Source organism: Alkalihalobacillus sp. FSL W8-0930 (assembly GCA_037965595.1).
In the GTDB taxonomy this organism is placed as follows: domain Bacteria; phylum Bacillota; class Bacilli; order Bacillales; family Bacillaceae_D; genus Alkalicoccobacillus.
Map to the genome: position 1 here is coordinate 2398505 of CP150183.1, position 23779 is coordinate 2422283.

Genomic DNA, 23779 nt, shown 5'->3' on the forward strand with positions numbered 1-23779 from the left:
GTTATGCTCTTTTCTGTTTCGCAGGAATGAACTCAACTAGCTGGCTCATCACGTTCTTAGATGTTAATCCAATCTCTTCAAGTAGTTGCGGAACATCTCCGTGCTCAATGTATTCATCAGGGATACCCAGTCGTCTTACTTGGACATGATGATAGCCGTGTTCGTTAAAATGCTCAAGAACGGCACTTCCGAAACCACCTTGAAGAGCTGTTTCTTCAATCGTCATCACTGGAATCTCTTCTTCTGCTAATTTATTTAGAAGCTCAATGTCTAGTGGCTTCACTGAGTTCGCATTTACAACACGAATTGATAAGCCTTCTGCTTCAAGCGCTTTTGCAGCTTCTTGGGCTACAGGAATCATTGTACTAAATGTGAGGATACAGCCATCTGTTCCTTCACGAAGCGTTTCCCATTTCCCAATTGGAAGGGTCTTGAACTCTTCATCCATTGGTACCCCGTACCCATTACCACGAGGATATCTAACCGCGATCGGGCCATCGTTGTATTCTAAAGCTGTATGAAGCATGTTCTGCAGTTCATTTTCATCCTTAGGATTCAAAATGGTCATGTTTGGCAAATGTCTTAAATACGCGATGTCAAATACACCTTGGTGTGTTTCTCCATCAGCCCCTACAAGTCCTGCACGGTCAATTGCAAACACTACGTTAAGATTCTGACGACAAATATCATGTACTAATTGATCATACCCTCTTTGAAGGAAGGTTGAATAAACAGCAAATACAGGCTTTAATCCTTGAGTAGCTAATCCACCAGCCATCGTTGTTGCATGCTGCTCAGCAATTCCTACATCAAACATTCTGTCTGGGAAAACTTGCCCAAATGCGTCGAGTTTTGTTCCGCCAGGCATAGCTGCTGTAATTCCAACAATACGCTCATCTGTTTTGGCTTTCTTAATGAGAGTATTTGCAAATACACCACTATAACTTGGTGGGCCTGGTTTAGAAACGACTTCTCCAGACTCAATTTTGTATGGTCCAAGACCATGCCATGTTCCTTTTGCGTCATTTTCAGCAGGCTCGTAGCCCTTACCCTTTTTCGTTAGAAGGTGAATTAATACAGGACCTTTTGTTTTCTTAGCATACTTAAGGTTGTCCATTAAATCATCAAGATCATGACCATCAACCGGTCCAAGATACGTAAAACCAAGCTCCTCAAAGAAAACACCAGGAATCATCATGTACTTCATACTATCTTTGAATTTCTCCGCTGTTGAAGCAAGTTTACCGCCGACTGCAGGAATCTTTTTAATAAAGCTCTCAATCTCATCCTTCGCACGATTGTACTTCCCGCCCGTACGTAATCGACCAAGCACACTGTGTAAGGCCCCAACGTTTGGTGCGATGGACATTTCGTTGTCATTTAAAATGACAATTAGATCTGTTTGTTCATGTCCAATATGGTTAAGTGCTTCAAATGCCATTCCGCCTGTTAATGCACCATCACCTATTACCGCAATCACACTCTCATCTGTTCCTTTTATATCGCGAGCTGTCGCCATTCCCATGGCAGCAGAGAGAGAAGTTGAACTATGACCTGTTTCCCACACGTCATGCTCACTTTCATTACGCTTCGGAAAACCGCATAGACCTTTATATTTGCGCAATGTTTCAAATTGTCCCGCTCTACCAGTTAAAATCTTATGAACATAGGCTTGATGCCCCACATCCCAAATAAATTTATCCTTTGGACTATCAAATAAATAATGCATAGCAATTGTTAACTCAACAACCCCAAGATTTGGTCCTAGGTGTCCACCCGTAACTGATAACTGTTGAACTAAAAAGTCCCGGATATCTTGAGACAATTCTTGAAGCTCTTTTTTGGAATAGCCTTTAATGGCTGCCGGATGTTGAAGGTCCTCTAACCTCATATACATTTTCCCCACTTTCGTCAATCTTATCGACCCGTAATCTGTATCTAATCTCATATTGTGATCTTAGTATATCAAAAATTGAAGCGTTACCCCAAATGTAATCCTTTAGCATTTCTTGAGAGCCAAGAAAAAAGGCGATCCAGCAAAGTGGAATCGCCCGAGACCAACAACTATTAGTGATTACGATATGCGACGTACTTTGTCAAATCCTCAAGTAAAGAATGATCCATTTGTACGTTTCGAAGAGAAGCCAGTGCTGCTTCAAGGTGGTAGGTTAGTTTTTCTTTAGCCCCATCCATACCTAGCATGCTTGGGTATGTTCCTTTATTGTTGGTTATATCGCTTCCAACTGGTTTTCCGATCGTATCCGCATCGCCCTCAATATCTAAAATATCATCTTTAATTTGGAACAACAGTCCTAATTCCCTTCCAAATTGTCTAAGATGCAAGATATCTTCTTCAGTCGCATCGGCAAGAATGGCTCCAGCAATAAGCGATCCAATAATTAAATCACCGGTTTTATGATGGTGGATATGCTCTAATTCTTCAATAGATAGCTCCTTGTTTTCACCTTCCATATCAGAAACCTGTCCCCCAACCATACCTTGCGCCCCAGCTGCCCTGGAAATTTCGCGAATGAGAGAGACAATACGAGCAGGATCTTCATCTACGTTTGAAATTAGTTGAAAACTGTAGGTAAGTAACGCATCACCAGCGAGGATAGCCGTTGCTTCTCCAAACACTTTATGATTTGTAGGCTTCCCGCGACGAAGATCATCATCATCCATTGCTGGAAGATCATCGTGAATTAAAGAGTATGTGTGAATCATTTCAATGGCGCAGGCTACGTCCATCCCTTTTTTAATTGGCTTACCATATCCTCTAAGAACAGCCATTAACAGAACAGGTCTGATGCGCTTACCACCTGCTTGCAAGGAGTAGATCATCGATTTTTTTAATGAATCAGGTGTTTGCAATGCATCGATTGTTCGGATCAGTTGAGCTTCAATTTCTACTTTAGATGATTCGATAAAGCGTTCTAGTTCTGCTGTCACTCCTGGTCCTCCCCACTTAGGTCAAGCTCTTCAATTTCACCATCTTCATGTAAAATTTGATCCATTTGTTTTTCTATTTGCTCAAGTTTCACATGGCACTGTTTGGATAGGTCCATGCCTTGTTGGAACATCTCAATGGCTTGTTCAAGAGGCACATCTCCTTGTTCAAGCTTGTCTACAACCTCTTCTAGCTGCTCCATTGCTTCTTCAAAGCTAATGGTTTCTTCTTTATTTGCCATGTGATTCACTCCTCGGTATCTTTTTTTCTTTCCCGGTAATCTGACAGAAGTACGTTCCATCCGTCACTTGTAATTCCAACACTTCATCTGGATCTGCTTGATCAACAGATTTAATAAGCTCACCGGTAATCTGTTGATATGCAAGACTGTAGCCTCGACTCATTACTTGAAGAGGGCTAAGAAGCTGAAGCTGTTGCAGTGCGTGTTGGAATTGCTGTTGCTTCGCAGTTACCAATTGTGAGGTTTCTCGCTTTAAGGAGAGTTCCTGACGCATAAGCTTATCTTGCAATTGTTTAATTCGTTCTTTCGGATGAGCTTGAAGTACACTTTTCGCAAGTAGCTCGTGTTGTCCTTTTTTCTTTTCAACTAAACGTTGAATCGTTCGTTTAAGCTGATCCATTCGCGTGTCGAGCTCCTGTTCCTTCTGGCGGATCAGTTGCGCAGGATACTTGAATGCATAGGACTTTTGCAAGCGATCAAGCTGTCTTCTTTCCTGCTTGACTCTCTCACGCATACCAACTAAAAGACGTTGCTTATGGCTTAAGGTTCTATGTAACAAATCTAAGCGGTTGGGTACTGCAAGTTCCGCTGCAGCAGTTGGAGTTGGCGCTCGTAAGTCAGACACAAAATCACTGATGGTAAAATCCGTTTCATGTCCTACTGCGGAAATAATTGGAACCGTAGCCTCAGCAATTGTTCGAACAACCTGTTCGTCATTAAATGCCCAAAGCTCTTCGATTGAACCACCGCCTCGCCCTGCGATTAGTACATCAAACACACCTGCTGCATCGGCCTGCATGATGGCACGAACGATAGAGGATGGAGCCTGGTCTCCTTGCACCAAGGCCGGAAGCAGAGTGATTTGAGCGATAGGATAACGCCTTTTTAACGTTGTGAGAATATCTCGCACGGCCGCACCTGTAGGAGACGTAACAACAGCAATTCGCTTCGGATAAACAGGGATAGGCTTTTTTCGTTCGTCGGAAAATAAGCCTTCTTCTTCAAGCGTTTCTTTTAGCTTTTCATACGCTAAATATAAATTCCCAATTCCATCAGGTTGCATCTCTTTTGCATAGAGCTGATATTGACCATATGGCTCATATACATTGATCTCTCCACGAATTAAGACCTTCATTCCATTCTCAGGCTTAAACGCTAAGTAGCGATTATGACCTGCAAACATGACGGCTTGAATCCGTGAATTTTCGTCCTTAACGGAAAAATACATATGCCCGCGACTATGCTGTTTAAAGTTTGAAAGTTCTCCTCGAATCCATACGTCAGGAAGGAGCTTGTCTGTTTCGAGTAACCCTTTAATATACCGTGTTAATTCTGAAACGGAAACAATCGATTCAGACATGTCATTCCTCCTTACGAGCGATTAATTGCTGATTCGATCGTGTTTTCAAGAAGCATCGTGATCGTCATTGGCCCCACTCCACCAGGAACTGGTGTTAAATGAGATGCAACGGTCTCTACATCCGCAAAGTCTACATCACCACAAAGCTTTCCATTTTCATCACGATTCATCCCAACATCAACAACAACTGCGCCGGGTTTCACGTCTTCTTTTTTAATTAATTTTGCTATACCAACCGCAACAACCAGTATATCTGCTTGCTTTGTGATGGCATTTAAGTCAGGAGTTCGTGAATGACAATACGTAACAGTTGCATGTTCATTCAACAATAACTGCCCGACAGGTTTTCCAACAATGTTACTTCTACCTACTACAACGGCGTGTTTACCTGCAATGTCTACGTTTGAAGCTCTAAGTAGCTCGATAATGCCATGTGGCGTACAAGGTAAGAATGTTTTCTCACCTGTCATCATCTTACCTATGCTGATTGGATGAAACCCATCTACATCCTTAGTAGGACTAATGGCTTCAATGACAGCTTGTTCAGAGATTTGTTTTGGCAACGGCAATTGCACAAGTATTCCATCAATCGTTGGATCCTCGTTTAACTCACGAATGTGATTAAGTAGCTCTTCTTCTGTTGTCTCATCAGAAAGGTGTCTAAGCTCTGAATGAATACCTGCTTTTTCGCACGAACGTTGCTTGGAACGCACATAAGTTTGTGATGCTTGGTTGTCTCCAACTAAAATCACAGCTAGGCCTGGAACAATCCCTTGTTCTGTCAGGGCTTGAACACGTTCTTTCATTTCTGCTTGTTTAGAGGCTGCTAGTTCTTTTCCATTCATTAATTCCGCTGTCATCATGATCACTCCGTTGTAGTTAATTTGCAGACAAAAGACACCCATAAACTAGGGTGGATAAACGATACACTTAGTCTTACTCGTTTAATTCGCTATTCATCATATCAACTGAGTTTGATAAAACTCCATTCATAAATCGACCGGCTTCTTCCCCGCCAAAAGCCTTTGACAGTTCAATGGCCTCGTTAAATGTTACATTCGCTGGGATGTCGTCTATATATTTCATTTCAAACAGTGCCATGCGTGCAATAGCTCTGTCAACATGACCCATTCGCTCAATGGTATATCCTTGAAGATTACTTGAAATCCATCCGTCCAGTTGTTCTTTATGTTCTAACGTGCCATGCACAAGCTGATGAAAGAATTCGCTAGGCTGTTCATCATCATTTAGTACACTTTCCATCGCTTGGTCTGGTTCTGTTTTTGTTACATCAATTTGGTATAGAGCTTGTGCAGCTCTCAGTCTTGCTACCCGTCGATTCATAGATATGAACTCCTTATCATTTAAAAAAATTCTAATGAACGTCTAGTATAACGCACTTTTTTGTCTGTGGAAAATCGTTTTGTCGACGTTCGTGTACTTTTCACGAAATTTGTACAAAAATAGTCTGGATACATGCTTTCCAACATGCAGCCAGACTATTTTTACACGTAGGTGTTAGATAACCCTCTTATTCGTCTTTTGCTGGTTCTGTTGATTCAAATTGCACCCCAACAACATGGACATTAATCGCCTCAAGCTGAATAGCAGTCATCGTAAGTAAGGTTTGCTTAATATTCATCTGAACAAGATTGGCCACCTCAGGAACAGAAGCTCCATAGACAATCACAACAGAGACATCTACAATAATGCCACTTTCATCCAGATCAACTTTTACACCCTTGCCATGATTCTTGCGTCCTAAACGTTCAGCTACATCAGTGGCAAAACTACCACGTAAGGTTGCAATTCCTTCGACCTCTTGAGCTGCAATCCCTGCAATCACTTCAATGACTTCAGGAGAAATCTCAACTTTTCCTAGGCCAGACTTTTTTTCCTCTAGTTCCAAAATTTGATTATCTTCCATAATAGCCTCCTTGTATGAACATTATTGTTTTTCTTTTTCGGATGGCATTACTTCATATTGCTCAATGAATTTTGTGTTAAATTCTCCAGAGCGGAAAACTTCATGATCAAATAATCGAAGGTGGAACGGAATGGTCGTATCCACTCCTTCAATATCAAATTCTTGGAGTGCACGCTTCATACGTTCAACCGCTTCAATACGAGTTGGCGCATGCACGATTACTTTAGCGATCATGGAGTCATAAAAAGGCGTAATCTTATAGCCTTGATATGCAGCTGAATCAATTCGTACACCAAAGCCTCCTGGAACTAAATATTGCGTAATTAATCCTGGAGATGGCATAAAGTTCTTTGAAGGGTTCTCAGCATTAATTCGACACTCAATTGCTACACCCTGGAATGTTACATCTTCTTGTGAAAATGAAAGCGGCTGTCCATTAGCTACGCGAATTTGTTCTTTAATTAGATCAATTCCCGTTACCATTTCAGTTACTGGATGCTCAACTTGAATACGAGTATTCATTTCCATAAAGAAAAAAGTTCCATCGTTATGGTCATAGATAAATTCTACCGTACCAGCTCCAACATATTCAACAGCCTGTGCAGCTGCAACAGCAGCTTGCCCCATTTCGGCACGCTTTTCAGGAGTTAAAGCTGGAGATGGTGTTTCTTCTACAAGCTTCTGAAGACGACGTTGAATGGAACAGTCACGCTCACCTAAATGAACCGTGTTACCTAACGTATCAGCCATCACTTGAATTTCAACATGACGGAAATCTTCAATAAATTTCTCAAGATATACTCCTGGATTTCCAAAGGCTGTTGCTGCCTCTTGTTGCGTAATATTAATCCCCTTACGGAGCTCTTCAGGATTTCTTGCTACACGAATTCCTTTTCCGCCACCACCGGCTGTTGCTTTAATGATAACTGGATACCCAATTTCTTCAGCAACCTCAAGGCCAGCTTCAGGGCTTTGAATAATCCCATTTGAGCCTGGTACAACTGGAACGCCAGCTCTTTTCATTGTTTCACGAGCCACGTCTTTTGTACCCATTTGATTAATAGCAGAAGGACTAGGTCCGATGAACGTAATATTACACGCTGCACAAATTTCAGCAAAGTCAGCGTTCTCAGCTAAAAACCCATATCCTGGGTGAATCGCATCTGACTCTGTTAATGTGGCTACGCTCATGATATTTGTAAAGTTTAAGTAGCTTTGACCAGAAGCTGTTGGTCCAATACAAAATGCTTGATCAGCAAGCTTTACATGTAATGCATCAACATCAGCTTCAGAATAAACGGCTACCGTCTCAATTCCAAGCTCTTGGCACGCTCGAATAATTCGAACCGCAATTTCTCCGCGATTAGCAATTAGTATTTTTTTTATCATCTTTAACCCAGCTCCTAGATTATTTCAGTTCCACAACAAATAGAGGTTGTCCGTATTCAACTAATTCCCCGTTTTGCGCCAGAACTTCAACAATTTTGCCATTCACATCTGCTTCTATTTCATTCATAAGCTTCATTGCTTCAACGATACAAACGATTGAGTCTTCTTTCACATCATCGCCAGCACTTACATATGGACCGTCCTCTGGTGATGGTGATGAATAAAATGTTCCTACCATTGGTGAAGTTACAGTGTGCAGGTTCTCTTTCTTTTCAGGCTGCGCTTGACTAGCCTCTTGAGGTGCATCGCTAACCTTGGGGGCAACTGGCTGTTGTGCCTCTACCTGGCGAACTGGCTGGTACGCCTCAGCCTGTACCACCGTTTCTGCTTTAACCTTTTTGAGGACAAGCTTATTTCCATTTTGCTCATATTCTAATTCATCAATATCCGATTGATTGACTGCTTCTATTAATTCTTTAATCTCTTGAACGTTCATAGTTATTATGTACAACTCCTTCTTCGTTGGTTAACACTTGCAACAATTATAACATGGCCCCTGCACTCAAAGTAGCAAGAAAAACTGACTGCATTAGACAAGTTCTTTTCTTGTTATAAAAAATCCTTCATTCAATGAATAAAGGATCCAACCACTTATTCTTGCTCTTCGTTTACTTGCTCTGACTCTATCTGCTCTTTAATTAGAGCATCTTTTTTGTATTGGCGAAACACAGGAAATTCAGAAAGATTATCAGGAATCTTACCGTTTTCGAGTAAGATAATCTTCACGATATCTTTGTTTCGAGCCATATGGTATTTCTCATCGTATTCGTTTTCTTTTGTATACCTTTTTAAGTTCTCGTAATCTTCTTCTTGAATGGAGACTGTATAGGTATCCTCATCTTGCTCTTCAAATTGTTCCTCAAACCCTACTTCAAATTCAACGATTTGAATATGATCATTCTTGATATTACGAGTTTGCTCTAATACTGCTTTAGCGCCCTCGGTTAGGTCTGTCCATTCCATACTTATCGCTCCTCGTAAACAAATTGCACCTAAAGTATTATAACATGACTCGTTAATGAATGCATTAATGCATCTATCCAGTCTTCACAGTCTAACCAACAAGCAGGTGAATTAAAAGAAGGCAAAGGGACTGAGGCTGGGAGATAACATGAATGTAGCGAGTCAAACTTGAATTGAGCAACACATCCGCTACGGGGGAACCCTCGCTTGTTCAAATAAAACCACGAATGGCGAATGATTCTGCAATCGAATCATTCGCCATTATCAAATTGATTTTTAGTTATGTCTCAGACTTTGAACGCTAAACAATTAATTACTTCCGCCTGTATTATGGGTAACTGAAACGTTATTTGCTTGACCAAGCTGTTCTTTGGCTAGCAGGATAATATCGTTTGCTTCTGCTGATGTTAACTCATCTGCGTCAACCATAATTTGAACTTTTGAATCCTCACTTACTACAAGCACATGATCATAGCCTTTTGCTTTAACTAGTGACTCAAGCGTTTCTTCACTTTGAGTTAGGTTTAAAATAGCCATGCTCTTATCTCGAGCTTCAACTTTTTCTTCAGCCGTTGCATCTGGAGCAGCAGATTTTTCCATGTACTGCTCTGCTTGCTTTGCACGTGATACTTCTAGTTGCATGCGTGCTTCAGTAAAGTAATTAGCCACATTATCTTCACCAGTTACTTCAAGAATTCCTTCTACATCACCGTCTTGAGTGACCTGTACTTCAATTTGGTTCTCATCATCTGTTGCTGCATTTTCCTCAGTCTTAGGTTCTTCGTCCGTTAGAGCTAAATTTGTATTACCTGAAGATACATAATAAACGGAAAGAACAATAATCAAACTTAACATTGTTAAAAGCCAAACTGTTTGTTTTTTAAGAGCCATATTTTATTCCTCCTTAGTTTTCTTAGGCATTACTGAAATACGATGGGCAGGTACATCTAGTACTCTGCTTACGGCTTCAACCACCCAAGCTTTAACTTGTACATTTTCTACTCCCTCAGCTACCACTAGCACACCCTTGATGTCCGGTTTCTCTGTTTGAATAAGTAACGGCTCTTCTTTGTCGCCGCTACGAACAATGACCGTCTGTTCATCAATGGTTTGATCGGTTACTTCGCGCGTTCCACCTTCACGGTCTGTTTCACTTGTTTGCTGGTTTTTAGAACTCGAATTTTTTTCATAGACTTGTTTTTCCGTTTCAGCAAGGTTGATCATGACTGATACCTCACTTAGGCCAACAATTTCTTCTAGCGTTTCTCTTAACTGATTCTCGTAGCGGTCCTCATAGTCCGTCATGCTGACTGGTTCTGTTGAGTCTTGTTTAAAGACTTCAACATCTCCACCTTCTCCCTCGTCTTCCTTGGATTGAAAAGTAGGCATAACGGATTGACTTTGTTCTGGTGGCGCTCCTTGAAAGACTTGGTTTGCAACCATTAACAGAATCCCAACAACACCTAAGACCAAGATGTATTTATAGTTTTTCTTTTTGCCTTGCTCCTGGCTTCCAAGTTTCTTTAACCACCCGAAGCCTTTAGGATGCTCTTCACCCATCGACCTGTTCTCCTCCCTCCAAGTAAAGCATGATCTTACTTTCTGGAATCTCCCAGCTCTCTGAGAGATATTTTTTTACCGGAAGCAGATCGACAGTTTCTTCTTCGGTAGGTTGTTTGGAGAGGTCAACTCGGACCGTTTGAATCTCACGTGTAGTCGTTTGCTCTTCCGTTTGCTCCTCTGATTCTCGAACAACCGCATGTACCTCTACTGCCTCCTCATCTTCCTGACCTCCCTGTCCCGTTTCTTGCAATACTTCTACACTTGCAAATTCGAGTGAGTAGGTGTCTCGCATTGTTTCTTCTGCTTGTTCTACTAGTTGGTCAGCCACCTGTTCAGAAATATATGCAGCTCGTACCTCTTCTAACCCACTTTTCTGCAAATTTATTTGACTTTCTATTGAATTTGTTTGGTAAGGGTCACTTACTTGGAGGTTGCGGACCCATTCATCTGAATCCATTGTAAATAAGGAGAGCACGGGCTTTAGCATCGCAACCAGGATGAGCAAACTGATGACCATCTTAACGTACCCTCTCATTGATGAATTCGGAAGTAGCATCTCAAGGATGATTGCAAGCATAATCAACAATACAAGTCCTGTAATCCAACCTGTCAGCAATCCCAATTCTCAACACCCCTAACGCATCATAAACGAAAGATTACTTGCTGCAACCATCAGTGTGACAGCTAAGAAAAACATCAAGCTTACAAGCGCCAAGGCAGCGAATACATACATCACTGCTTTCCCAATAATAGATAGGCATTCTATAATTGGTCCGCCTCCAAGTGGTTGCAAAATAGCAGCTGATAGATTAAAGATAATCCCGAGTGATAGAACCTTTAGTAATGGGAACACACAGATCATGAATAAAATCCCAAGGCCAGTTACTCCTACTGTGTTTTTTAGAAGCACCGATGCACTCATGACAGTATCTGTAGCGTCGGTAAACATCTTCCCTACAACTGGTATAAAGTTCCCCGCTATAAACTTTGCGGTACGAATCGTTAAGCCATCCGTTGCTGCAGTAGAAGCGCCTTGAACGGAAATCACTCCTAAAAATACAGTCATGAAAATGCCTAACAACCCAACAGCAATATTACGAAAGAAATCAGCCAGTTTCGAAACTTTATAATGATCACTCAATGTGCTGACCATACCGAGTACAGCCGAGAAAAAAAGTAGAGGGAGCACAAACTGATTCACTAAAATTCCACTTGTATTTACTAGAAAAATAATCAGTGGATGAAACAAAGCTGACGAAGCAATGCTTCCCATCGAAGCCATTAAGGCTAAAAGTAACGGGAGTAATGCAATCATAAAGTGAATCATACTGTTAATGGCATCGGTTGCGTACGTGATCGCTACATGAAAGCTATTAATAGCCAGGATCATCAGTACAAGGTATGTGACCCCGTAAGCCGCTTTGCTTACATTTTGACTTTCAAAAGCATTCTGGATGGTTTGCATGATTTGACTAAACAACGTCAACAAAATCAACATTCCAAGTAGCTTACTATTTACGATGAGCTCATGAAGTAAAAACTTCACAAGTCCCATTCCCCATTCCTTAATCTGAAACTGTTTCTCTCCTGTAATAAATTCTCTAAAAGAACCCTTTTGGCTTTCTGGTAAAAATCCACCGTACTCTGTGGAAACCTGCTCCCAGTATTGTTGAATCTCGTCTAACTGAAGACGTTCTATTTGTCTATCTATAAAAGTTTGGTCTTCTGTAAGACTGTCTTCATCTGGCGGGTTCACTTCATCTACAGCTTGTACCATGCTCGGATTCATGAAAAAGAGAATGGTCATCACGACAATCAGGATCCAATGACGCAAGCGCTACTCCCTCCCCTCACCTAACCTGGTAGCAACGATAAGATCATTTCAATAACCGCTTTAATGATAGGAATGGCTAATACGAGAATTAAGATCTTCCCAGCTAGCTCAATTTTAGAGGCCATTGATGCTTGTCCTGCATCCTTTGCAATTTGTGCTCCGAACTCAGCGATGTAGGCGATCCCGATAATCTTTAGGATCGTTTGCAAGTACATGATGTGAACATTCGCGTCTTTTGCTATTCCTTCAAGTAGGTGGATAATCTTGATTAATTCATCTACAACAAACAAGAAGATCATGACGCCAGCAAACAATGTAATTAAGAATGCAAAAATCGGTTTTTGTTCACGAACAACAAGCGCTAAAAACGTTGCGATCAGACCGATTCCAACAATTTGAATAATGTCCATCGCAACGTTCACCTCTATCCTTGAAAGAGGAATACACCTCTAATTTTTTGAAACAAATCATCAACAATAGTCGCTACCATATAAAGTACAACGACAAATCCAATTAACGTGACCCAGTGGGCCCAGTCTTCTTTCCCCATTTGTTTGAGTACCGTGTGAATCATCGCTACAACGATACCGATCCCAGCAATTTGGAAAATGGTATTCACGTCATAAGCCAACTGTCATCCCTCCTTTTTTCTACTAAATCATCAGAATGACAATCAGCAGACCAAATAGAAAACCAAGGCTTTTCACCATTTTTTCGTACCGAATCTGATTGTCCCTCGCTTCAGCCTCTTCGCGCTCAAGATGAACCATGGTTAATTTAATTTGTTTTTGTTGCTGATCCCGGTCATGCTGACCTAGTGTTTGACCAAATTGGCGTAAGATTTCACGCTCACTTTTTAATAAGCTTGTTAACGTCCACGTTTCTTCTAAGCTCTGCTCCCACGCTACATGGGCTGATTCTCCCTTTAATTCAAGCTTATGGGCAAAGCGTTCAAATAACAGATTCACTGGGTAACCCAGCTGCTTCGACAGTCTGAGACTCGCCTCAGCAAGTGGCGTAAGTCCATATACCATCTCAGCTTCAAGTGCCTGAATGCCAACTTTCAGCTGCCTTAACTGTTTAGGTCTGTTACTAATTCGTTTTGCAAGTTCAAACCCAATCCATGTACATGTCACAATAATGAGGATAGCCCCCAGCCATTTCATAGCCCTTTCACCGTACGAATGTGATTTAAGCTTTTCACTCGTCGGATTTGTCCTGGTTTTTTTCCGCGAGTAAGCTCTACACATTTATCGAAGGCTTTTTCTGCAAATAACGCTCGCAAGGCCGGTCTTGAAGCCACTTCTTCAAGCGAAGACCCGTGTGCGGTTGAGATCACTCTTACACCCGCGTGGATCGCTTCTTGAACGGCTAAACAGTCTTCAGGACGACCGATTTCATCAACAATTAAGACATCCGGACTCATGGAACGAATCATCATCATCATTCCTTCTGCCTTTGGACACCCATCTAGCACATCTACCCTGCGTCCAAGCTGGTGCTGCGGAACGCCCTTTATACTTGCTGCAATCTCTGAGCGTTCATCAACAATTCCAATCTTTAATGGCCGGATACCAGCTGAAGCAACCCCCGTGCTAATAATGCGGGCTAAGTCTCTAAGTAATGTGGTTTTACCACTTTGAGGCGGACCAATTAGTAAGCTATTCTTCCATCCACCTTCATAAAGGCTTGGCACAAGTGAGTTAGCAGAGCCAATGGTTTGTCTAGCAACCCGAATGTTAAAGGAACTAATATCTCTGATCGTTTTCACTTCGCCTTTTTCGAGTGTTACCTTACCTGCGAGCCCTACTCGATGTCCTCCCTTTATTGTGATAAACCCTCGCTTCAACTCTTCCTCAAAGGCATACATGGAGTACTGACTTAACTGGTTTAAAATAAATTGCGCATCACTTGGTTGCACAATCCATTCCTCTTCACCAAGTTCACTTGGATACATGGGCGTTCCCGCCGAAATCACTTCGAGAGGTCTCAGGACACGTACCCGAATCTCCTCCATACTTTTAATCATGTCATTCGGAAGTTTCGTCAGTCGTTCGCGAATGGCAGGTGGCAACACAGCTAAGATCTCTTCCATCCTGACTCCTCCTACATCTTCGCACCAATTAAAATACAAGCAGCCCCCGTACCTATTAACATAAACTTCGGAATGGATAGCTTGTCTGATAAACCAACTAATCCAATGACGATCGATAAAATAAAAATAGTTGGCCCAATCAATGCGAGAACGCCATTTAAAAAGATTGCTTTCTCTACACTATTAAATCGAAGGATGAGCCCTGCTACAGTGATCTCAATTAATCCTGAAAGTACTCTTAGAAGGACCATAACGAGCAGGGTCCATTCAACGGCAACAAACCATTTCAACATACATCCCTCCAGAATCCACGTTCTTTAAAAAGGTATGCAGGGTTGGACGAGTTCAGAACATGATCTGCGCTTCTTGTAAGACAGACTTCTAAGCTAGACATCCTTTTGCTATACTGAGATCGAGACTAAGAAGACGTATTTTAGAAAAGGGGAACACATATGAGTAATGTAGAGAGAAATATTGTTCTCATAGGATTTATGGGGGCTGGTAAAACCACGGTCGGTAAGGAGCTTTCGCGACTTCTTGATTTGCGCTTTGTCGATTTGGATCAAGCCATTGAAGAAGAAGCAAATCAAAGTATCCAATCAATTTTTAAGACAGAAGGAGAAACAGGCTTCCGCAGGCGGGAGCGGGCACTGTTTCATACGCTCTCAAAGCAAACTAACATGATTTTTTCACTCGGAGGAGGGGCATTCTTACAGGAAGACATTCAACATGCCTGCTTACGTGACAGTTTAGTCATCTTCCTTGATATTGACTTTTCTATTTGGGCGGAACGAATTCCGTTGTTACAAAAGGATCGACCACTTCTTCAAGAAAAATCGCTTGAAGACATGAAGGAACTATACACATCAAGAAAACAATCGTACTCAAAAGCACATCTTATTATCCAAACAGGACGGCTAACCCCTCCTCAAACCGCAGAAAAAATAGCAAAAACCATCCATCATGCGAAAGCATAAAGGATGGTTTTTCTTTATTCGGTATACGCTTGAATGTCTCTAATAAGTTCTAAGGGAGCTTGACCAGGAGCAGAAGCTTGATGACCAACAGCGAAAGTCATGACTGACCCGAATTGATCACCTACTAATCGAGTAGAGACCCCCATACTGCCCATCGCAATGGTGATAACGGGCACAGTAAGTGCTTCCGTTGCTTCATTCGTCAATGTGAATAAGGAGAGCACATCTTCTCTTGAATGAGGCATCACAGCCAGTTTCACTAGATCTGCTCCAAGAGCCTCTCCCCTTTTAAGGTATGTAAGCATCTGTTCACGAGTTGGGGTTTTCTCAAAGTCATGTGTTGATCCGATCCATTTAATCTTAAAATCTTTGCAAAGTGTTTTTAAATCTTCATCCTCTGCAAATGGAGAAGCAACTTCAAAGTCGATCATTTGAATTAGTCCACTCTTAAGTACATGTTGAATCAATTCTTTTTGTTCAAACGTGGTTAATGAGACAGGTTGCCCACCCTCCTGATCTGAGCGGATGGTGAACAGCAAAGGAGTCTCTCCTGTTATCTCATGTAATGATTTTAGGACGTCTAGTACCGCGTTCGGATCGTCTAGCTCGGTTAAAAAGTCCGCTCTCCATTCAATGACATCTGGCTTTTTTAGTTGGATAAGCTTTATCTCATCTACTAATTGAGCCTTCGTTGCACCAACCAACGAGCAACAGATTGCAGCTTTGTGCCCCGCTCCAAATGTTACATGATTTACTTTTACTTTCTTCGCACACAATGTAACTCACCTCTTCTCATCATTTGCTAGAAAACCAAACGAAAGGCGGCGATCCATTTATGTGATCGCACGCCTCTCTGTTCTAGACCCATTTATGTAGGATCTGGTTATGTTTTACGCTCTTGACATATAAGACGTATTTCTCGTATCAATTAGAAGACGGTCGCCTTGGTTTACGAAGAATGGTACTTGAACCGTGATGCCTGTTTCAAGTGTAGCTGGTTTTGTACCACCTGAAGCCGTGTCACCTTTAATACCAGGCTCTGTTTCAACCACTTCAAGTTCAACCGTGTTCGGAACCTCAACGCCTAGCGTTTCAGCCTGATAGCTGATGACTTGAACATCCATATTCTCTTTAAGGAATTTCAGTTCATGTTCAATTTGATTGGTTTGTAATTCAAGCTGCTCATACGATTCTGTATCCATGAATGTGTGCGTATCTCCACTCGCATAAAGATATTGCATACGTCTGTTTTCAATGTGAGCTTTTTCAACTTTTTCACCGGCACGAAATGTTTTTTCTTGAATGTTACCATTTCGAAGATTACGAAGCTTAGAGCGAACAAAGGCCGCGCCTTTTCCTGGCTTAACATGTTGGAAATCCAATACCTGCCAAAGACCATTATCCACTACAATCGTTAATCCTGTTTTAAAATCATTTACTGAAATCATGTTTTGTCCTCCGTATTCCCTGCATAGTTTGCGGAATGTTTCCATCCATTACTATACCACAGCTTTGTGGCAAGGTGGATATGTATTAGACCTGATTATTCTCCTACGTGAATTAATTCCTTTGGAGATGAAGTAAACGAACGGTTTCCACCAGCTGTAATCAAGATATCATCCTCAATTCTTGTTCCACCTACACCTTGAATGTAAATTCCCGGTTCAACCGTTACAACCATGCCCGGTTTAAGAATTGTGTCTGATTTAAATGATAATCCTGGCCCTTCGTGAACCTCCATTCCTAAACCGTGACCCGTAGAATGACCAAAGTATTCTCCGTACCCTTTTTCTGTAATATAATCCCTTGTTAGAGCATCAGCTTGCTTGCCCGTAATTCCTGCTTTAATTCCATTCATGCCGCGTAGTTGCGCTTCAAGAACTGTTTGATAGATGGTGGTTAGTTCTTCGTTCACTTCTCCGACCGCAAGAGTACGCGTTATGTCTGAGCAATACCCATTATAGTAAGCACCATAATCTAACGTAACAAGCTCTCCTGACTCAATCAATTTTCCACTCGCTACTCCGTGAGGAAGCGCAGAACGGTAGCCAGAAGCGACAATGGTATCAAAGGATGAACTTTGTGCTCCTTGTTTACGCATAAAGAATTCAAGCTCATTTGAGACTTCTATTTCTGTTAAGCCGGGGCGAATAAATGTAGTAATGTGTGTAAAGGCCGCATCAGCAATATCTGCTGCATCTTGGATTAGCTGAATTTCACTCTCATCCTTAATCATACGTACGCCTTCAACTAAACCACTTACAGGGACACACTCAATGCTCTCCACTGCAGCTTGTAATTGCTGATGCTGTTCATATGTAACATAGCTTTGTTCAAATCCTAATTTCTTAACCTTAAGTTTTGATGCTTGCTTTCCAACTTCCTCAAGAATCGCCGCTTTATGTTGAACTATTGTAAAGCCTTTTGCTTGTTCTTTCGCTTGCTCAACATATCTAAAATCTGTTATGAAAAGCGCTTCCGTTCCTGTCAGAAGTATGACTCCTGCACTACCTGTAAACCCAGAAACATATCTACGATTGTATGGACTCATAATTAGTAGTCCGTCAATCCCATGCTCTTTTAATTCACTGCGTATCGCTTCTAATCTACTCATCATTCCACGCTCCTTCTTAAATTGATCCACAAGGTTAGTATCCAAACCTAGTGTACCATACAGTGCATGGAGACTTGCAGTGAAATGTTTTCTTACTGTGGCTGTTGTTGCTGTTGATATTCGTAAGAAATGGAGTATCCAATAAATAGCCCATAGAGAATAAACAGACTAAATGATGTGACGAGTGAGTGAATCCCCATCTGTTGTACACTTTTTAACCCAGGTATAAATGGATTACAAATATAAAAGACAATTATCCATAATAAAGCTCCGAAACCTACACCTGCCCACATCGTATTCACTTTCTGAAGCAGCCACTTATAAATAAATGCAATGAAAATGGATGCGACAGCAATTACTGCTACACCTACTCCCTGCCCTATGTACGTTGTTTTCCAGTCACCTAAAGCCCAAGGCATAAGGATGAGCGCCGGTCCAAAGGTCATAAAATGAAAATAGAAACTGAAAAGCCCAAGAAGAGAGCTGAGTAACCCACCAAAAAAACCAATTAAAACGACCTTAGTATGATATTTCATTGGCTGCTCTGTTTTATTTTGTTCATATGCTTGATTCATAAAATCACCTCATTTCAGTATATCCCTAACTCAATATGTTTCATTCAGATAGACCTAACTTCGGGTACTAATGATTTGTAATAGAGGAATTGTTTTGTTTCATGTAGAATAGTGAATATACAACACAGAAGAATAGGTTGGTGACTTATGGAAAAGTCTTCAAAACCAGCATATGGCGGTCAAGCCATTGTTGAGGGAGTTATGTTCGGAGGAAAACACACCACTGTCTCCATGATAAGACGTAAAGATGGAAGCTTGGATTCCTTTGAAGTTGAGCGACACTCTCCCGCTTGGGTAACAAAAGCAAAAAAAATTCCCTTTGTTCGAGGCATTGCGGGAATTATTGAAGCAAGTATAAACGGATCTAAGCATCTCAACTTCTCATCAGATCGTTATGATGTTGATCCCACAGAGGATGAGTCAATTAAACCGACTGAAAAGTCTTCTAAATTAAATTTAATTCTTGGGGTAGCAGCGGTTGCTGTGTTATCCTTCCTGTTTAGCAAGTTAGTGTTTACACTTGTTCCAGCATTTTTAGCTAATTTATTTACTCCCATACTCCCTGGCCACGTTGCACAGAATTTACTCGAGGGTGGATTTAAATTAATCTTATTACTTGGATACCTGTACTTGTTGTCTTTCACCCCATTGATTCGTCGAGTGTTTCAATATCACGGGGCTGAACATAAGGTAATTAACGCGTATGAATCAGGTCAACCTCTTACTGTCGAATCGGTCCAGTCGAGTTCAAGACTTCACTACCGTTGTGGAAGTAGCTTTATTTTATTTACAGTCATCGTTGGTGTAGGATTATATCTATTTCTTCCATTCGATTCATTATGGGAACGAATCTTACAGCGTATCGTATTAATACCGGTTGTATTAGGAATCTCTTATGAGGTCTTACAGCTAACCAATCGCTTCCGTGATATTCCAGTTTTGAAGTGGTTAGGATATCCTGGTCTCGCTCTTCAATTATTAACAACAAAGGAACCAAACGATGAACAAACAGAAGTAGCAATCGCATCCTTTAACGAGTTGCTCACGCGGGAGCAATCCTACACAAGTTCTGCAAAAGCAGACATTGTATAGCTAGATGACATCATGGAGGTGAGTAGAATGCGCAAATTCTTTAACGTGGCCTTTCCATTTATCATTGTGTTAGCTGTTATTGGATTTGTTTTTACTGTTATTAATAATCCGATGCAAATTGTGCAATCTATTTTATTCATTGTCGGTTTTATTGCATTGTTCTACTTTGGTTATCGTTTCTACTTATCAAGGAAGTATGGCACGCCGTTTTTACGATCCGGTTCTAAGGATGGCCCTACTAGAGCTCAGCTAAAAAAAGCAAAACGAACTAGCACAGTTCGTGCTACCGGTCCAACCAATCAATCAAAATTGAAACCAAATAGTACAGTTCAAATGAAACGAAATCAAAAACCCTTTAAGAAAACACCTAAGCGAAGATCTGGCCCTACATTGACAGTTATTGAGGGCAAGAAAAATAGAGCGAAACCAAAGAAAAAGAATCGTGCTTCCTTTTAGCACGATTCTTTTTTGCTTATTAAAATGACCATCGACTTAGAAACTTTGTTGTTTTTGCTTCACCTAGCTTAATGAGTTCTTCTTTTTCAACGGGTGTTAAATCAAAATCTGTTGCTTTAATGTCAGTTACAGGAATAAAAATGACATTTTGTGCATCCTCTTCTTCAATGTGCCTTGCATCATGTGCGGCCGTCATTGTATCAAATACTGCTTTATAAAGATCAATTGCATTTTTGATGCGATGAGGAGGCTGATCCTCTATTTTGGGTTTAAGCTGTAACCCGATAACAGGGCGCCTCCACGTATTTTTTTCGCCATCACGAAACAACCAGATTGGGAAGTTACTTAATAAGCCTCCGTCTACAATATACGAATAATGTCCAGAGCGATCATAGAGTTTAACTGGCTCAAAGAAATAAGGAATGCTACAGCTCATACGTATGGCTTTAGCCACAGAAAACGACTCAGCTCGTATGCCATACTTATCCAGATCATCTGGCAGAACAACCATTTGCCCCCTCGAAAGATCAGATACGACCACGCGTAATGATTGCTCAGGCAAATCACCAAATGTTACAATGCCTTTCGCTTTTAATAAATCTCGAATCCAGGCCTCAAGTGCATCGCCTTTATACAATCCCAGCTTCATATAAACATTGATCCATTTAAGAACGGTGAATGGCAGGAAGGATATTCGATCATCCTTAAACGAATCAATATCAATCTGATCAAGAATCGTCATCATTTCCTCACTTGTGTAGCCTGCTTTGACCAAAGCCGCAACAATTGAACCCGCACTTGTTCCGGCTACGCGCTCAAATTCATACCCTCTTTCCTCAAGCACCTTTAAGGAACCAAGAAAGGCAAACGCTTTAACTCCCCCACCAGCAAAGACCGCATCAATTTTCAAGTGGAATCTCCTCCTATACACATCGTATGTATCCCATATCAATCGTATGTAGGTCATAAACCGATTCAACGCAAAAACAGCATCAAAAAGTGTCCGCTTTTTGATGCTGTTTCTTAGTTTTGATTGGTTTCTTCTTCATTTTTCCGTTGCACTTCACGTAACTCTGTTACACGCTCTTCTTTCTCCGTGAAGAATTGCACGACATCCCCAATACGATCGATGGCATCCCAGCTAATATGATGCTCAATTCCCTCTACGTCCTGGTAGATATGCTCCTTGTCAACGCCGATAATTGTCATAAATTCCTCTAACAGTTCATGACGATAAACAAGTCTTTTCCCAATTTTATTTCCTTTTGCCGTTAAAATTAATCCTCTATAACGCTCATAGACAAGGTACTCACTTTTATCTAGCTTTTGGACCATCTTTGTGACGGAAGAAGGATGCACCTCAAGCGCCTCAGCAATATCCGATACTCTGGCATAGCCTTTCTCTTCAATCAACATATATATTCGCTCCAGATAATCTTCCATGCTTGGTGTAGGCATAGGGTCCCCTCCAATTTATCAACGCACAGATACAACACGCGCATCCGAACTTATAGTAAAACCACCATCTATTTTACTATACTTGGGGGTAAATAAACAGTACAAATCGAGATCAACTTCCACCTTACGTGAAGTATTCTAACTTCGCCTCTGGAAAATACTTATCAATATATGTTTGTATTGTGTCTTTAAGCTGACCCGCTTCATCATCCTTATACACATACTTTGTACGCCCGTATTTTCCCCATTTCACTTTACGATCTTCTTCAGTCATTTCAAGCTTTGACTTCGGATAACGCTTCTGAATGATGCGCTTCGCCGTTTTCGTAAATCGATGCTGAATGAGTTCAAACGTGACATCTTCCTTTGCATACGCTGGAAGAATCGACTCCAGGCGTTCAAACAGCTCAAGATATCCCTTTTCCCATCCCTCGTACCATACAATTGGAGCGACGATAAACCCTATTGGATAATCTGCTTTGGCTACCTTTTGAGCCGCTTCAATTCGTTCGAGAAATGAGGATGTTCCCGGCTCAAAATGCTTAATGACATGATCCGAATTCACACTAAAACGAAACCGCGTATTCCCGTTGTGCTTCGCATCAAGTAAGTGATCCACATGATGATATTTTGTCACAAAACGCAGGCGCCCCCACTCTGTTTGGCCAATATGTTCAATGGTTTTCTTTAAGGAATGAGTTAAATGATCAAGGCCAACGATGTCTGAGGTACACGCAGCTTCAAATCGTGTAGGCTCTGGTGCTCGTTCCATCATATACTTATCCGCTGCATCAAAGATCTCATCCAGATTTACATACGTACGAATATATGGTTTATCTCCAAGTGTTGTTTGTAGGTAGCAGTAATGACAATGACCCATACAACCTGTCGCAAGAGGGATGGCATATTCCGCTGATGGTTTTGATGTATCAAACTTCAACGTTTTACGAACACCGATTACTAAAGTTGACTTGGCATTTCGATATTTTTGTAGATCATTTTTTCCGGGAATGTTACGTACTTGGTTATGAGACGTCGTTTCTCGAATCTCGACGCCTTCTTTTTCAAATTTCTCTTTCAATTGACGTCCTAGTGGGTAGTCAAGAGCACCCGGCTCAATATAAACCAATTGTGGATAAAAAGCTTTCATGTTTGCACATCCTTTCGTACCTTTAGGGTGCGCTTGAATGAAGGAAACTTTTGTGTAAGGTTCTGGAAATTCAACAAAAAGGCTTTTCTTTTTTCCGAATAAAGCGTAAAATGATTGACAATTTTTTTGGAACGTGTTCAGATTGTAAGGAATTAATAAGTACATTGCGGAGGTCAAGCAGATGAATTATGTAATAGATCATATGAAAATTGTGCCCGAAAGTGATGCCGGACTCTCGTTTAACGACCGCTCCTATCACTTTGGAGACGGCGTTTATGAAGTCGTGCGAATTTATGATCAAACTCCATTTCAATTAATTGAGCATTGGGATCGTCTATTCCAAAGCGCAAAGAAACTCGACATGAATGTGACATTTACAGCAGAAGAATTAACAACTTTAACAAATAAGTTAATTGAAGCAAACCAAGTGATTAATGGTGCGTTGTATATTCAAGTCTCACGTGGGGCTACTCCAAGAAATCATTTGTATTCACGTGAAGAGACACCCGTTGTTACTGGTTTCACCATGAATGCACCTGCTTCAAATCAAGAAGAAGGCATTGCCGCTTGGGTAACAGATGACATGCGCTGGCTTCGTTGTGATATTAAAACAGTGAATTTGCTAGGGAATGTCATGGCAAAACGAGAGGCCGCTGATGCCGATTGTCAGGAAGCCATCTTGCACCGCGAGGGAACGGTTACGGAAGGCTCATCTTCAAACTTATTTTTAGTCAATAATGGTACGTTATACACTCATCCCGCGACTAATCTTATTTTAAATGGCATCACTCGTCAGTTAGTCATCCAACTAGCTAAAGACGCAGGGTATGCTGTTATGGAAGAACCGTTTCCAAAAGACGTTCTGGATCACGCAGAGGAAGCTTTTATCACAAGTACAACAAGTGAAGTGACTCCAATTGTTGAATTCAAAGGTCAGATCACAGCAACGATGCCAATCGGGCCTGTCACAAGACACCTTCAAACCTTATTTAAAGAGGCCATCCAAAAAGAGCAAGCCCGCACGAGTGAAGAAACATCCGAAACAAATAAGTCATGAATCAAAAAGAAGCTCCTGTCC

At 41.3% G+C, this 23779-nt stretch carries 30 protein-coding genes; 4 read left to right on the forward strand and 26 right to left on the reverse strand.

Features of this window, described 5'->3' with window-relative positions; translation table 11 throughout:
• Window position 1: 1 nt before the first annotated feature.
• The 19 genes from dxs to NSQ54_12885 form a co-directional block, all read right to left on the reverse strand.
• The gene (gene dxs / locus NSQ54_12795; GenBank protein WYP25202.1) at window positions 2-1891 is read right to left on the reverse strand and encodes a 1-deoxy-D-xylulose-5-phosphate synthase; all 1890 of its coding nucleotides are present in this window, start codon (window positions 1889-1891) and stop codon (window positions 2-4) included.
• A 176-nt stretch (window positions 1892-2067) separates the two neighbouring features.
• Window positions 2068-2949: a polyprenyl synthetase family protein gene (locus NSQ54_12800; protein ID WYP25203.1), complete on the reverse strand. Its 882-nt coding sequence runs from the start codon at window positions 2947-2949 to the stop codon at window positions 2068-2070.
• Window positions 2946-3188 (reverse strand): exodeoxyribonuclease VII small subunit, encoded by a 243-nt coding sequence (gene xseB / locus NSQ54_12805; protein ID WYP25204.1) that lies wholly within the window; start codon window positions 3186-3188, stop codon window positions 2946-2948. The genes NSQ54_12800 and xseB overlap by 4 nt, the downstream gene beginning before the upstream one ends.
• Window positions 3178-4548, reverse strand: coding sequence for an exodeoxyribonuclease VII large subunit (gene xseA, locus NSQ54_12810; protein WYP25205.1), 1371 nt, complete (start codon window positions 4546-4548; stop codon window positions 3178-3180). The genes xseB and xseA overlap by 11 nt, the downstream gene beginning before the upstream one ends.
• 11 nt (window positions 4549-4559) lie before the next feature.
• The gene (folD, locus tag NSQ54_12815; protein ID WYP25206.1) at window positions 4560-5408 is read right to left on the reverse strand and encodes a bifunctional methylenetetrahydrofolate dehydrogenase/methenyltetrahydrofolate cyclohydrolase FolD; all 849 of its coding nucleotides are present in this window, start codon (window positions 5406-5408) and stop codon (window positions 4560-4562) included.
• Window positions 5409-5484: 76 nt separating this feature from the next.
• Entirely contained in the window at window positions 5485-5892 is a 408-nt protein-coding gene (gene nusB, locus NSQ54_12820; GenBank protein ID WYP25207.1) for a transcription antitermination factor NusB, read from the reverse strand.
• 187 nt (window positions 5893-6079) lie between these two features.
• Complete coding sequence (locus NSQ54_12825) at window positions 6080-6475, reverse strand: Asp23/Gls24 family envelope stress response protein (GenBank protein WYP25208.1); 396 nt, start codon at window positions 6473-6475, stop codon at window positions 6080-6082.
• Window positions 6476-6496: 21 nt separating this feature from the next.
• A complete protein-coding gene (gene accC, locus NSQ54_12830; protein ID WYP25209.1) occupies window positions 6497-7864 on the reverse strand; it encodes an acetyl-CoA carboxylase biotin carboxylase subunit in 1368 nt (455 codons plus the stop codon).
• Between the two features lie 19 nt (window positions 7865-7883).
• Window positions 7884-8360, reverse strand: a complete 477-nt coding sequence (gene accB / locus NSQ54_12835) for an acetyl-CoA carboxylase biotin carboxyl carrier protein (GenBank protein ID WYP25210.1) — start codon at window positions 8358-8360, stop codon at window positions 7884-7886.
• Between the two features lie 155 nt (window positions 8361-8515).
• A complete protein-coding gene (locus NSQ54_12840; GenBank protein ID WYP25211.1) occupies window positions 8516-8887 on the reverse strand; it encodes a hypothetical protein in 372 nt (123 codons plus the stop codon).
• Between the two features lie 309 nt (window positions 8888-9196).
• The gene (locus NSQ54_12845) at window positions 9197-9778 is read right to left on the reverse strand and encodes a SpoIIIAH-like family protein (GenBank protein ID WYP25212.1); all 582 of its coding nucleotides are present in this window, start codon (window positions 9776-9778) and stop codon (window positions 9197-9199) included.
• 3 nt (window positions 9779-9781) lie between these two features.
• Window positions 9782-10447, reverse strand: coding sequence for a stage III sporulation protein AG (gene spoIIIAG, locus NSQ54_12850; GenBank protein ID WYP25213.1), 666 nt, complete (start codon window positions 10445-10447; stop codon window positions 9782-9784).
• On the reverse strand, window positions 10440-11072 hold the full coding sequence (gene spoIIIAF / locus NSQ54_12855) for a stage III sporulation protein AF (GenBank protein ID WYP25214.1): 633 nt from the start codon (window positions 11070-11072) through the stop codon (window positions 10440-10442). Before spoIIIAF ends, spoIIIAG begins: the two co-directional genes overlap by 8 nt.
• 12 nt (window positions 11073-11084) lie before the next feature.
• On the reverse strand, window positions 11085-12227 hold the full coding sequence (spoIIIAE, locus tag NSQ54_12860) for a stage III sporulation protein AE (protein ID WYP28558.1): 1143 nt from the start codon (window positions 12225-12227) through the stop codon (window positions 11085-11087).
• Between the two features lie 77 nt (window positions 12228-12304).
• Window positions 12305-12694 carry a stage III sporulation protein AD gene (gene spoIIIAD / locus NSQ54_12865; protein WYP25215.1) on the reverse strand — a complete coding sequence of 130 codons (390 nt, stop codon included), beginning with the start codon at window positions 12692-12694 and terminating at the stop codon, window positions 12305-12307.
• 14 nt (window positions 12695-12708) lie between these two features.
• A complete protein-coding gene (gene spoIIIAC, locus NSQ54_12870) occupies window positions 12709-12915 on the reverse strand; it encodes a stage III sporulation protein AC (protein WYP25216.1) in 207 nt (68 codons plus the stop codon).
• A 22-nt stretch (window positions 12916-12937) separates the two neighbouring features.
• Window positions 12938-13450: a stage III sporulation protein SpoIIIAB gene (gene spoIIIAB / locus NSQ54_12875; protein WYP25217.1), complete on the reverse strand. Its 513-nt coding sequence runs from the start codon at window positions 13448-13450 to the stop codon at window positions 12938-12940.
• A complete protein-coding gene (gene spoIIIAA, locus NSQ54_12880) occupies window positions 13447-14379 on the reverse strand; it encodes a stage III sporulation protein AA (GenBank protein ID WYP25218.1) in 933 nt (310 codons plus the stop codon). The genes spoIIIAB and spoIIIAA overlap by 4 nt, the downstream gene beginning before the upstream one ends.
• Before the next feature lie 11 nt (window positions 14380-14390).
• On the reverse strand, window positions 14391-14672 hold the full coding sequence (locus NSQ54_12885) for a YqhV family protein (protein ID WYP25219.1): 282 nt from the start codon (window positions 14670-14672) through the stop codon (window positions 14391-14393).
• 159 nt (window positions 14673-14831) lie between these two features.
• On the opposite strand from NSQ54_12885, the gene NSQ54_12890 reads away from it, so the two are divergent.
• The gene (locus NSQ54_12890) at window positions 14832-15356 is read left to right on the forward strand and encodes a shikimate kinase (GenBank protein ID WYP25220.1); all 525 of its coding nucleotides are present in this window, start codon (window positions 14832-14834) and stop codon (window positions 15354-15356) included.
• Between the two features lie 14 nt (window positions 15357-15370).
• On the opposite strand, the gene aroD is transcribed toward NSQ54_12890, so the two are convergent.
• The 4 genes from aroD to NSQ54_12910 all read right to left on the reverse strand — a co-directional run bounded on the left by aroD (window position 15371) and on the right by NSQ54_12910 (window position 18545).
• The gene (gene aroD / locus NSQ54_12895; protein ID WYP25221.1) at window positions 15371-16132 is read right to left on the reverse strand and encodes a type I 3-dehydroquinate dehydratase; all 762 of its coding nucleotides are present in this window, start codon (window positions 16130-16132) and stop codon (window positions 15371-15373) included.
• 114 nt (window positions 16133-16246) lie between these two features.
• Entirely contained in the window at window positions 16247-16804 is a 558-nt protein-coding gene (gene efp, locus NSQ54_12900) for an elongation factor P (protein WYP25222.1), read from the reverse strand.
• A 95-nt stretch (window positions 16805-16899) separates the two neighbouring features.
• Window positions 16900-17970 carry a Xaa-Pro peptidase family protein gene (locus tag NSQ54_12905; protein ID WYP25223.1) on the reverse strand — a complete coding sequence of 357 codons (1071 nt, stop codon included), beginning with the start codon at window positions 17968-17970 and terminating at the stop codon, window positions 16900-16902.
• Window positions 17971-18062: 92 nt separating this feature from the next.
• Window positions 18063-18545 (reverse strand): YqhR family membrane protein, encoded by a 483-nt coding sequence (locus NSQ54_12910; GenBank protein ID WYP25224.1) that lies wholly within the window; start codon window positions 18543-18545, stop codon window positions 18063-18065.
• A 147-nt stretch (window positions 18546-18692) separates the two neighbouring features.
• On the opposite strand from NSQ54_12910, the gene NSQ54_12915 reads away from it, so the two are divergent.
• Both NSQ54_12915 and NSQ54_12920 read left to right on the forward strand, forming a co-directional pair.
• The gene (locus tag NSQ54_12915) at window positions 18693-19637 is read left to right on the forward strand and encodes a DUF1385 domain-containing protein (GenBank protein ID WYP25225.1); all 945 of its coding nucleotides are present in this window, start codon (window positions 18693-18695) and stop codon (window positions 19635-19637) included.
• Between the two features lie 27 nt (window positions 19638-19664).
• Window positions 19665-20093 carry an SA1362 family protein gene (locus tag NSQ54_12920; protein WYP25226.1) on the forward strand — a complete coding sequence of 143 codons (429 nt, stop codon included), beginning with the start codon at window positions 19665-19667 and terminating at the stop codon, window positions 20091-20093.
• A gap of 19 nt (window positions 20094-20112) precedes the next feature.
• Here the strand turns inward: NSQ54_12920 and NSQ54_12925 are convergent, their stop codons facing one another.
• The 3 genes from NSQ54_12925 to splB all read right to left on the reverse strand — a co-directional run bounded on the left by NSQ54_12925 (window position 20113) and on the right by splB (window position 22701).
• Window positions 20113-21003, reverse strand: a complete 891-nt coding sequence (locus NSQ54_12925) for a patatin-like phospholipase family protein (protein ID WYP25227.1) — start codon at window positions 21001-21003, stop codon at window positions 20113-20115.
• A 113-nt stretch (window positions 21004-21116) separates the two neighbouring features.
• On the reverse strand, window positions 21117-21551 hold the full coding sequence (gene mntR, locus NSQ54_12930; GenBank protein WYP25228.1) for a transcriptional regulator MntR: 435 nt from the start codon (window positions 21549-21551) through the stop codon (window positions 21117-21119).
• A 124-nt stretch (window positions 21552-21675) separates the two neighbouring features.
• Complete coding sequence (gene splB, locus NSQ54_12935) at window positions 21676-22701, reverse strand: spore photoproduct lyase (protein WYP25229.1); 1026 nt, start codon at window positions 22699-22701, stop codon at window positions 21676-21678.
• 181 nt (window positions 22702-22882) lie between these two features.
• Here splB and dat point away from each other — a divergent pair, with 181 nt between their 5' ends.
• Window positions 22883-23758, forward strand: a complete 876-nt coding sequence (dat, locus tag NSQ54_12940; GenBank protein ID WYP25230.1) for a D-amino-acid transaminase — start codon at window positions 22883-22885, stop codon at window positions 23756-23758.
• Window positions 23759-23779: the final 21 nt, after the last annotated feature.

What these genes read in the sequence shown, in the direction of transcription:
- spoIIIAA (WYP25218.1), bottom strand. Translation starts at nt 14,379, where the DNA reads ATGGAAGAGATCTTAGCTGTGTTGCCACCTGCCATTCGCGAACGACTG.
- spoIIIAD (WYP25215.1), bottom strand. Translation starts at nt 12,694, where the DNA reads ATGGACATTATTCAAATTGTTGGAATCGGTCTGATCGCAACGTTTTTA.
- folD (WYP25206.1), bottom strand. Translation starts at nt 5,408, where the DNA reads ATGACAGCGGAATTAATGAATGGAAAAGAACTAGCAGCCTCTAAACAA.
- NSQ54_12825 (WYP25208.1), bottom strand. Translation starts at nt 6,475, where the DNA reads ATGGAAGATAATCAAATTTTGGAACTAGAGGAAAAAAAGTCTGGCCTA.
- xseA (WYP25205.1), bottom strand. Translation starts at nt 4,548, where the DNA reads ATGTCTGAATCGATTGTTTCCGTTTCAGAATTAACACGGTATATTAAA.
- spoIIIAG (WYP25213.1), bottom strand. Translation starts at nt 10,447, where the DNA reads ATGGGTGAAGAGCATCCTAAAGGCTTCGGGTGGTTAAAGAAACTTGGA.
- accB (WYP25210.1), bottom strand. Translation starts at nt 8,360, where the DNA reads ATGAACGTTCAAGAGATTAAAGAATTAATAGAAGCAGTCAATCAATCG.
- mntR (WYP25228.1), bottom strand. Translation starts at nt 21,551, where the DNA reads ATGCCTACACCAAGCATGGAAGATTATCTGGAGCGAATATATATGTTG.
- nusB (WYP25207.1), bottom strand. Translation starts at nt 5,892, where the DNA reads ATGAATCGACGGGTAGCAAGACTGAGAGCTGCACAAGCTCTATACCAA.
- NSQ54_12915 (WYP25225.1), top strand. Translation starts at nt 18,693, where the DNA reads ATGGAAAAGTCTTCAAAACCAGCATATGGCGGTCAAGCCATTGTTGAG.
- xseB (WYP25204.1), bottom strand. Translation starts at nt 3,188, where the DNA reads ATGGCAAATAAAGAAGAAACCATTAGCTTTGAAGAAGCAATGGAGCAG.
- NSQ54_12920 (WYP25226.1), top strand. Translation starts at nt 19,665, where the DNA reads ATGCGCAAATTCTTTAACGTGGCCTTTCCATTTATCATTGTGTTAGCT.
- dxs (WYP25202.1), bottom strand. Translation starts at nt 1,891, where the DNA reads ATGAGGTTAGAGGACCTTCAACATCCGGCAGCCATTAAAGGCTATTCC.
- NSQ54_12845 (WYP25212.1), bottom strand. Translation starts at nt 9,778, where the DNA reads ATGGCTCTTAAAAAACAAACAGTTTGGCTTTTAACAATGTTAAGTTTG.
- NSQ54_12890 (WYP25220.1), top strand. Translation starts at nt 14,832, where the DNA reads ATGAGTAATGTAGAGAGAAATATTGTTCTCATAGGATTTATGGGGGCT.
- spoIIIAB (WYP25217.1), bottom strand. Translation starts at nt 13,450, where the DNA reads ATGAAATGGCTGGGGGCTATCCTCATTATTGTGACATGTACATGGATT.
- efp (WYP25222.1), bottom strand. Translation starts at nt 16,804, where the DNA reads ATGATTTCAGTAAATGATTTTAAAACAGGATTAACGATTGTAGTGGAT.
- splB (WYP25229.1), bottom strand. Translation starts at nt 22,701, where the DNA reads ATGAAAGCTTTTTATCCACAATTGGTTTATATTGAGCCGGGTGCTCTT.
- dat (WYP25230.1), top strand. Translation starts at nt 22,883, where the DNA reads ATGAATTATGTAATAGATCATATGAAAATTGTGCCCGAAAGTGATGCC.
- spoIIIAE (WYP28558.1), bottom strand. Translation starts at nt 12,227, where the DNA reads ATGGTACAAGCTGTAGATGAAGTGAACCCGCCAGATGAAGACAGTCTT.
- NSQ54_12905 (WYP25223.1), bottom strand. Translation starts at nt 17,970, where the DNA reads ATGAGTAGATTAGAAGCGATACGCAGTGAATTAAAAGAGCATGGGATT.
- accC (WYP25209.1), bottom strand. Translation starts at nt 7,864, where the DNA reads ATGATAAAAAAAATACTAATTGCTAATCGCGGAGAAATTGCGGTTCGA.
- NSQ54_12840 (WYP25211.1), bottom strand. Translation starts at nt 8,887, where the DNA reads ATGGAATGGACAGACCTAACCGAGGGCGCTAAAGCAGTATTAGAGCAA.
- NSQ54_12885 (WYP25219.1), bottom strand. Translation starts at nt 14,672, where the DNA reads ATGTTGAAATGGTTTGTTGCCGTTGAATGGACCCTGCTCGTTATGGTC.
- NSQ54_12910 (WYP25224.1), bottom strand. Translation starts at nt 18,545, where the DNA reads ATGAATCAAGCATATGAACAAAATAAAACAGAGCAGCCAATGAAATAT.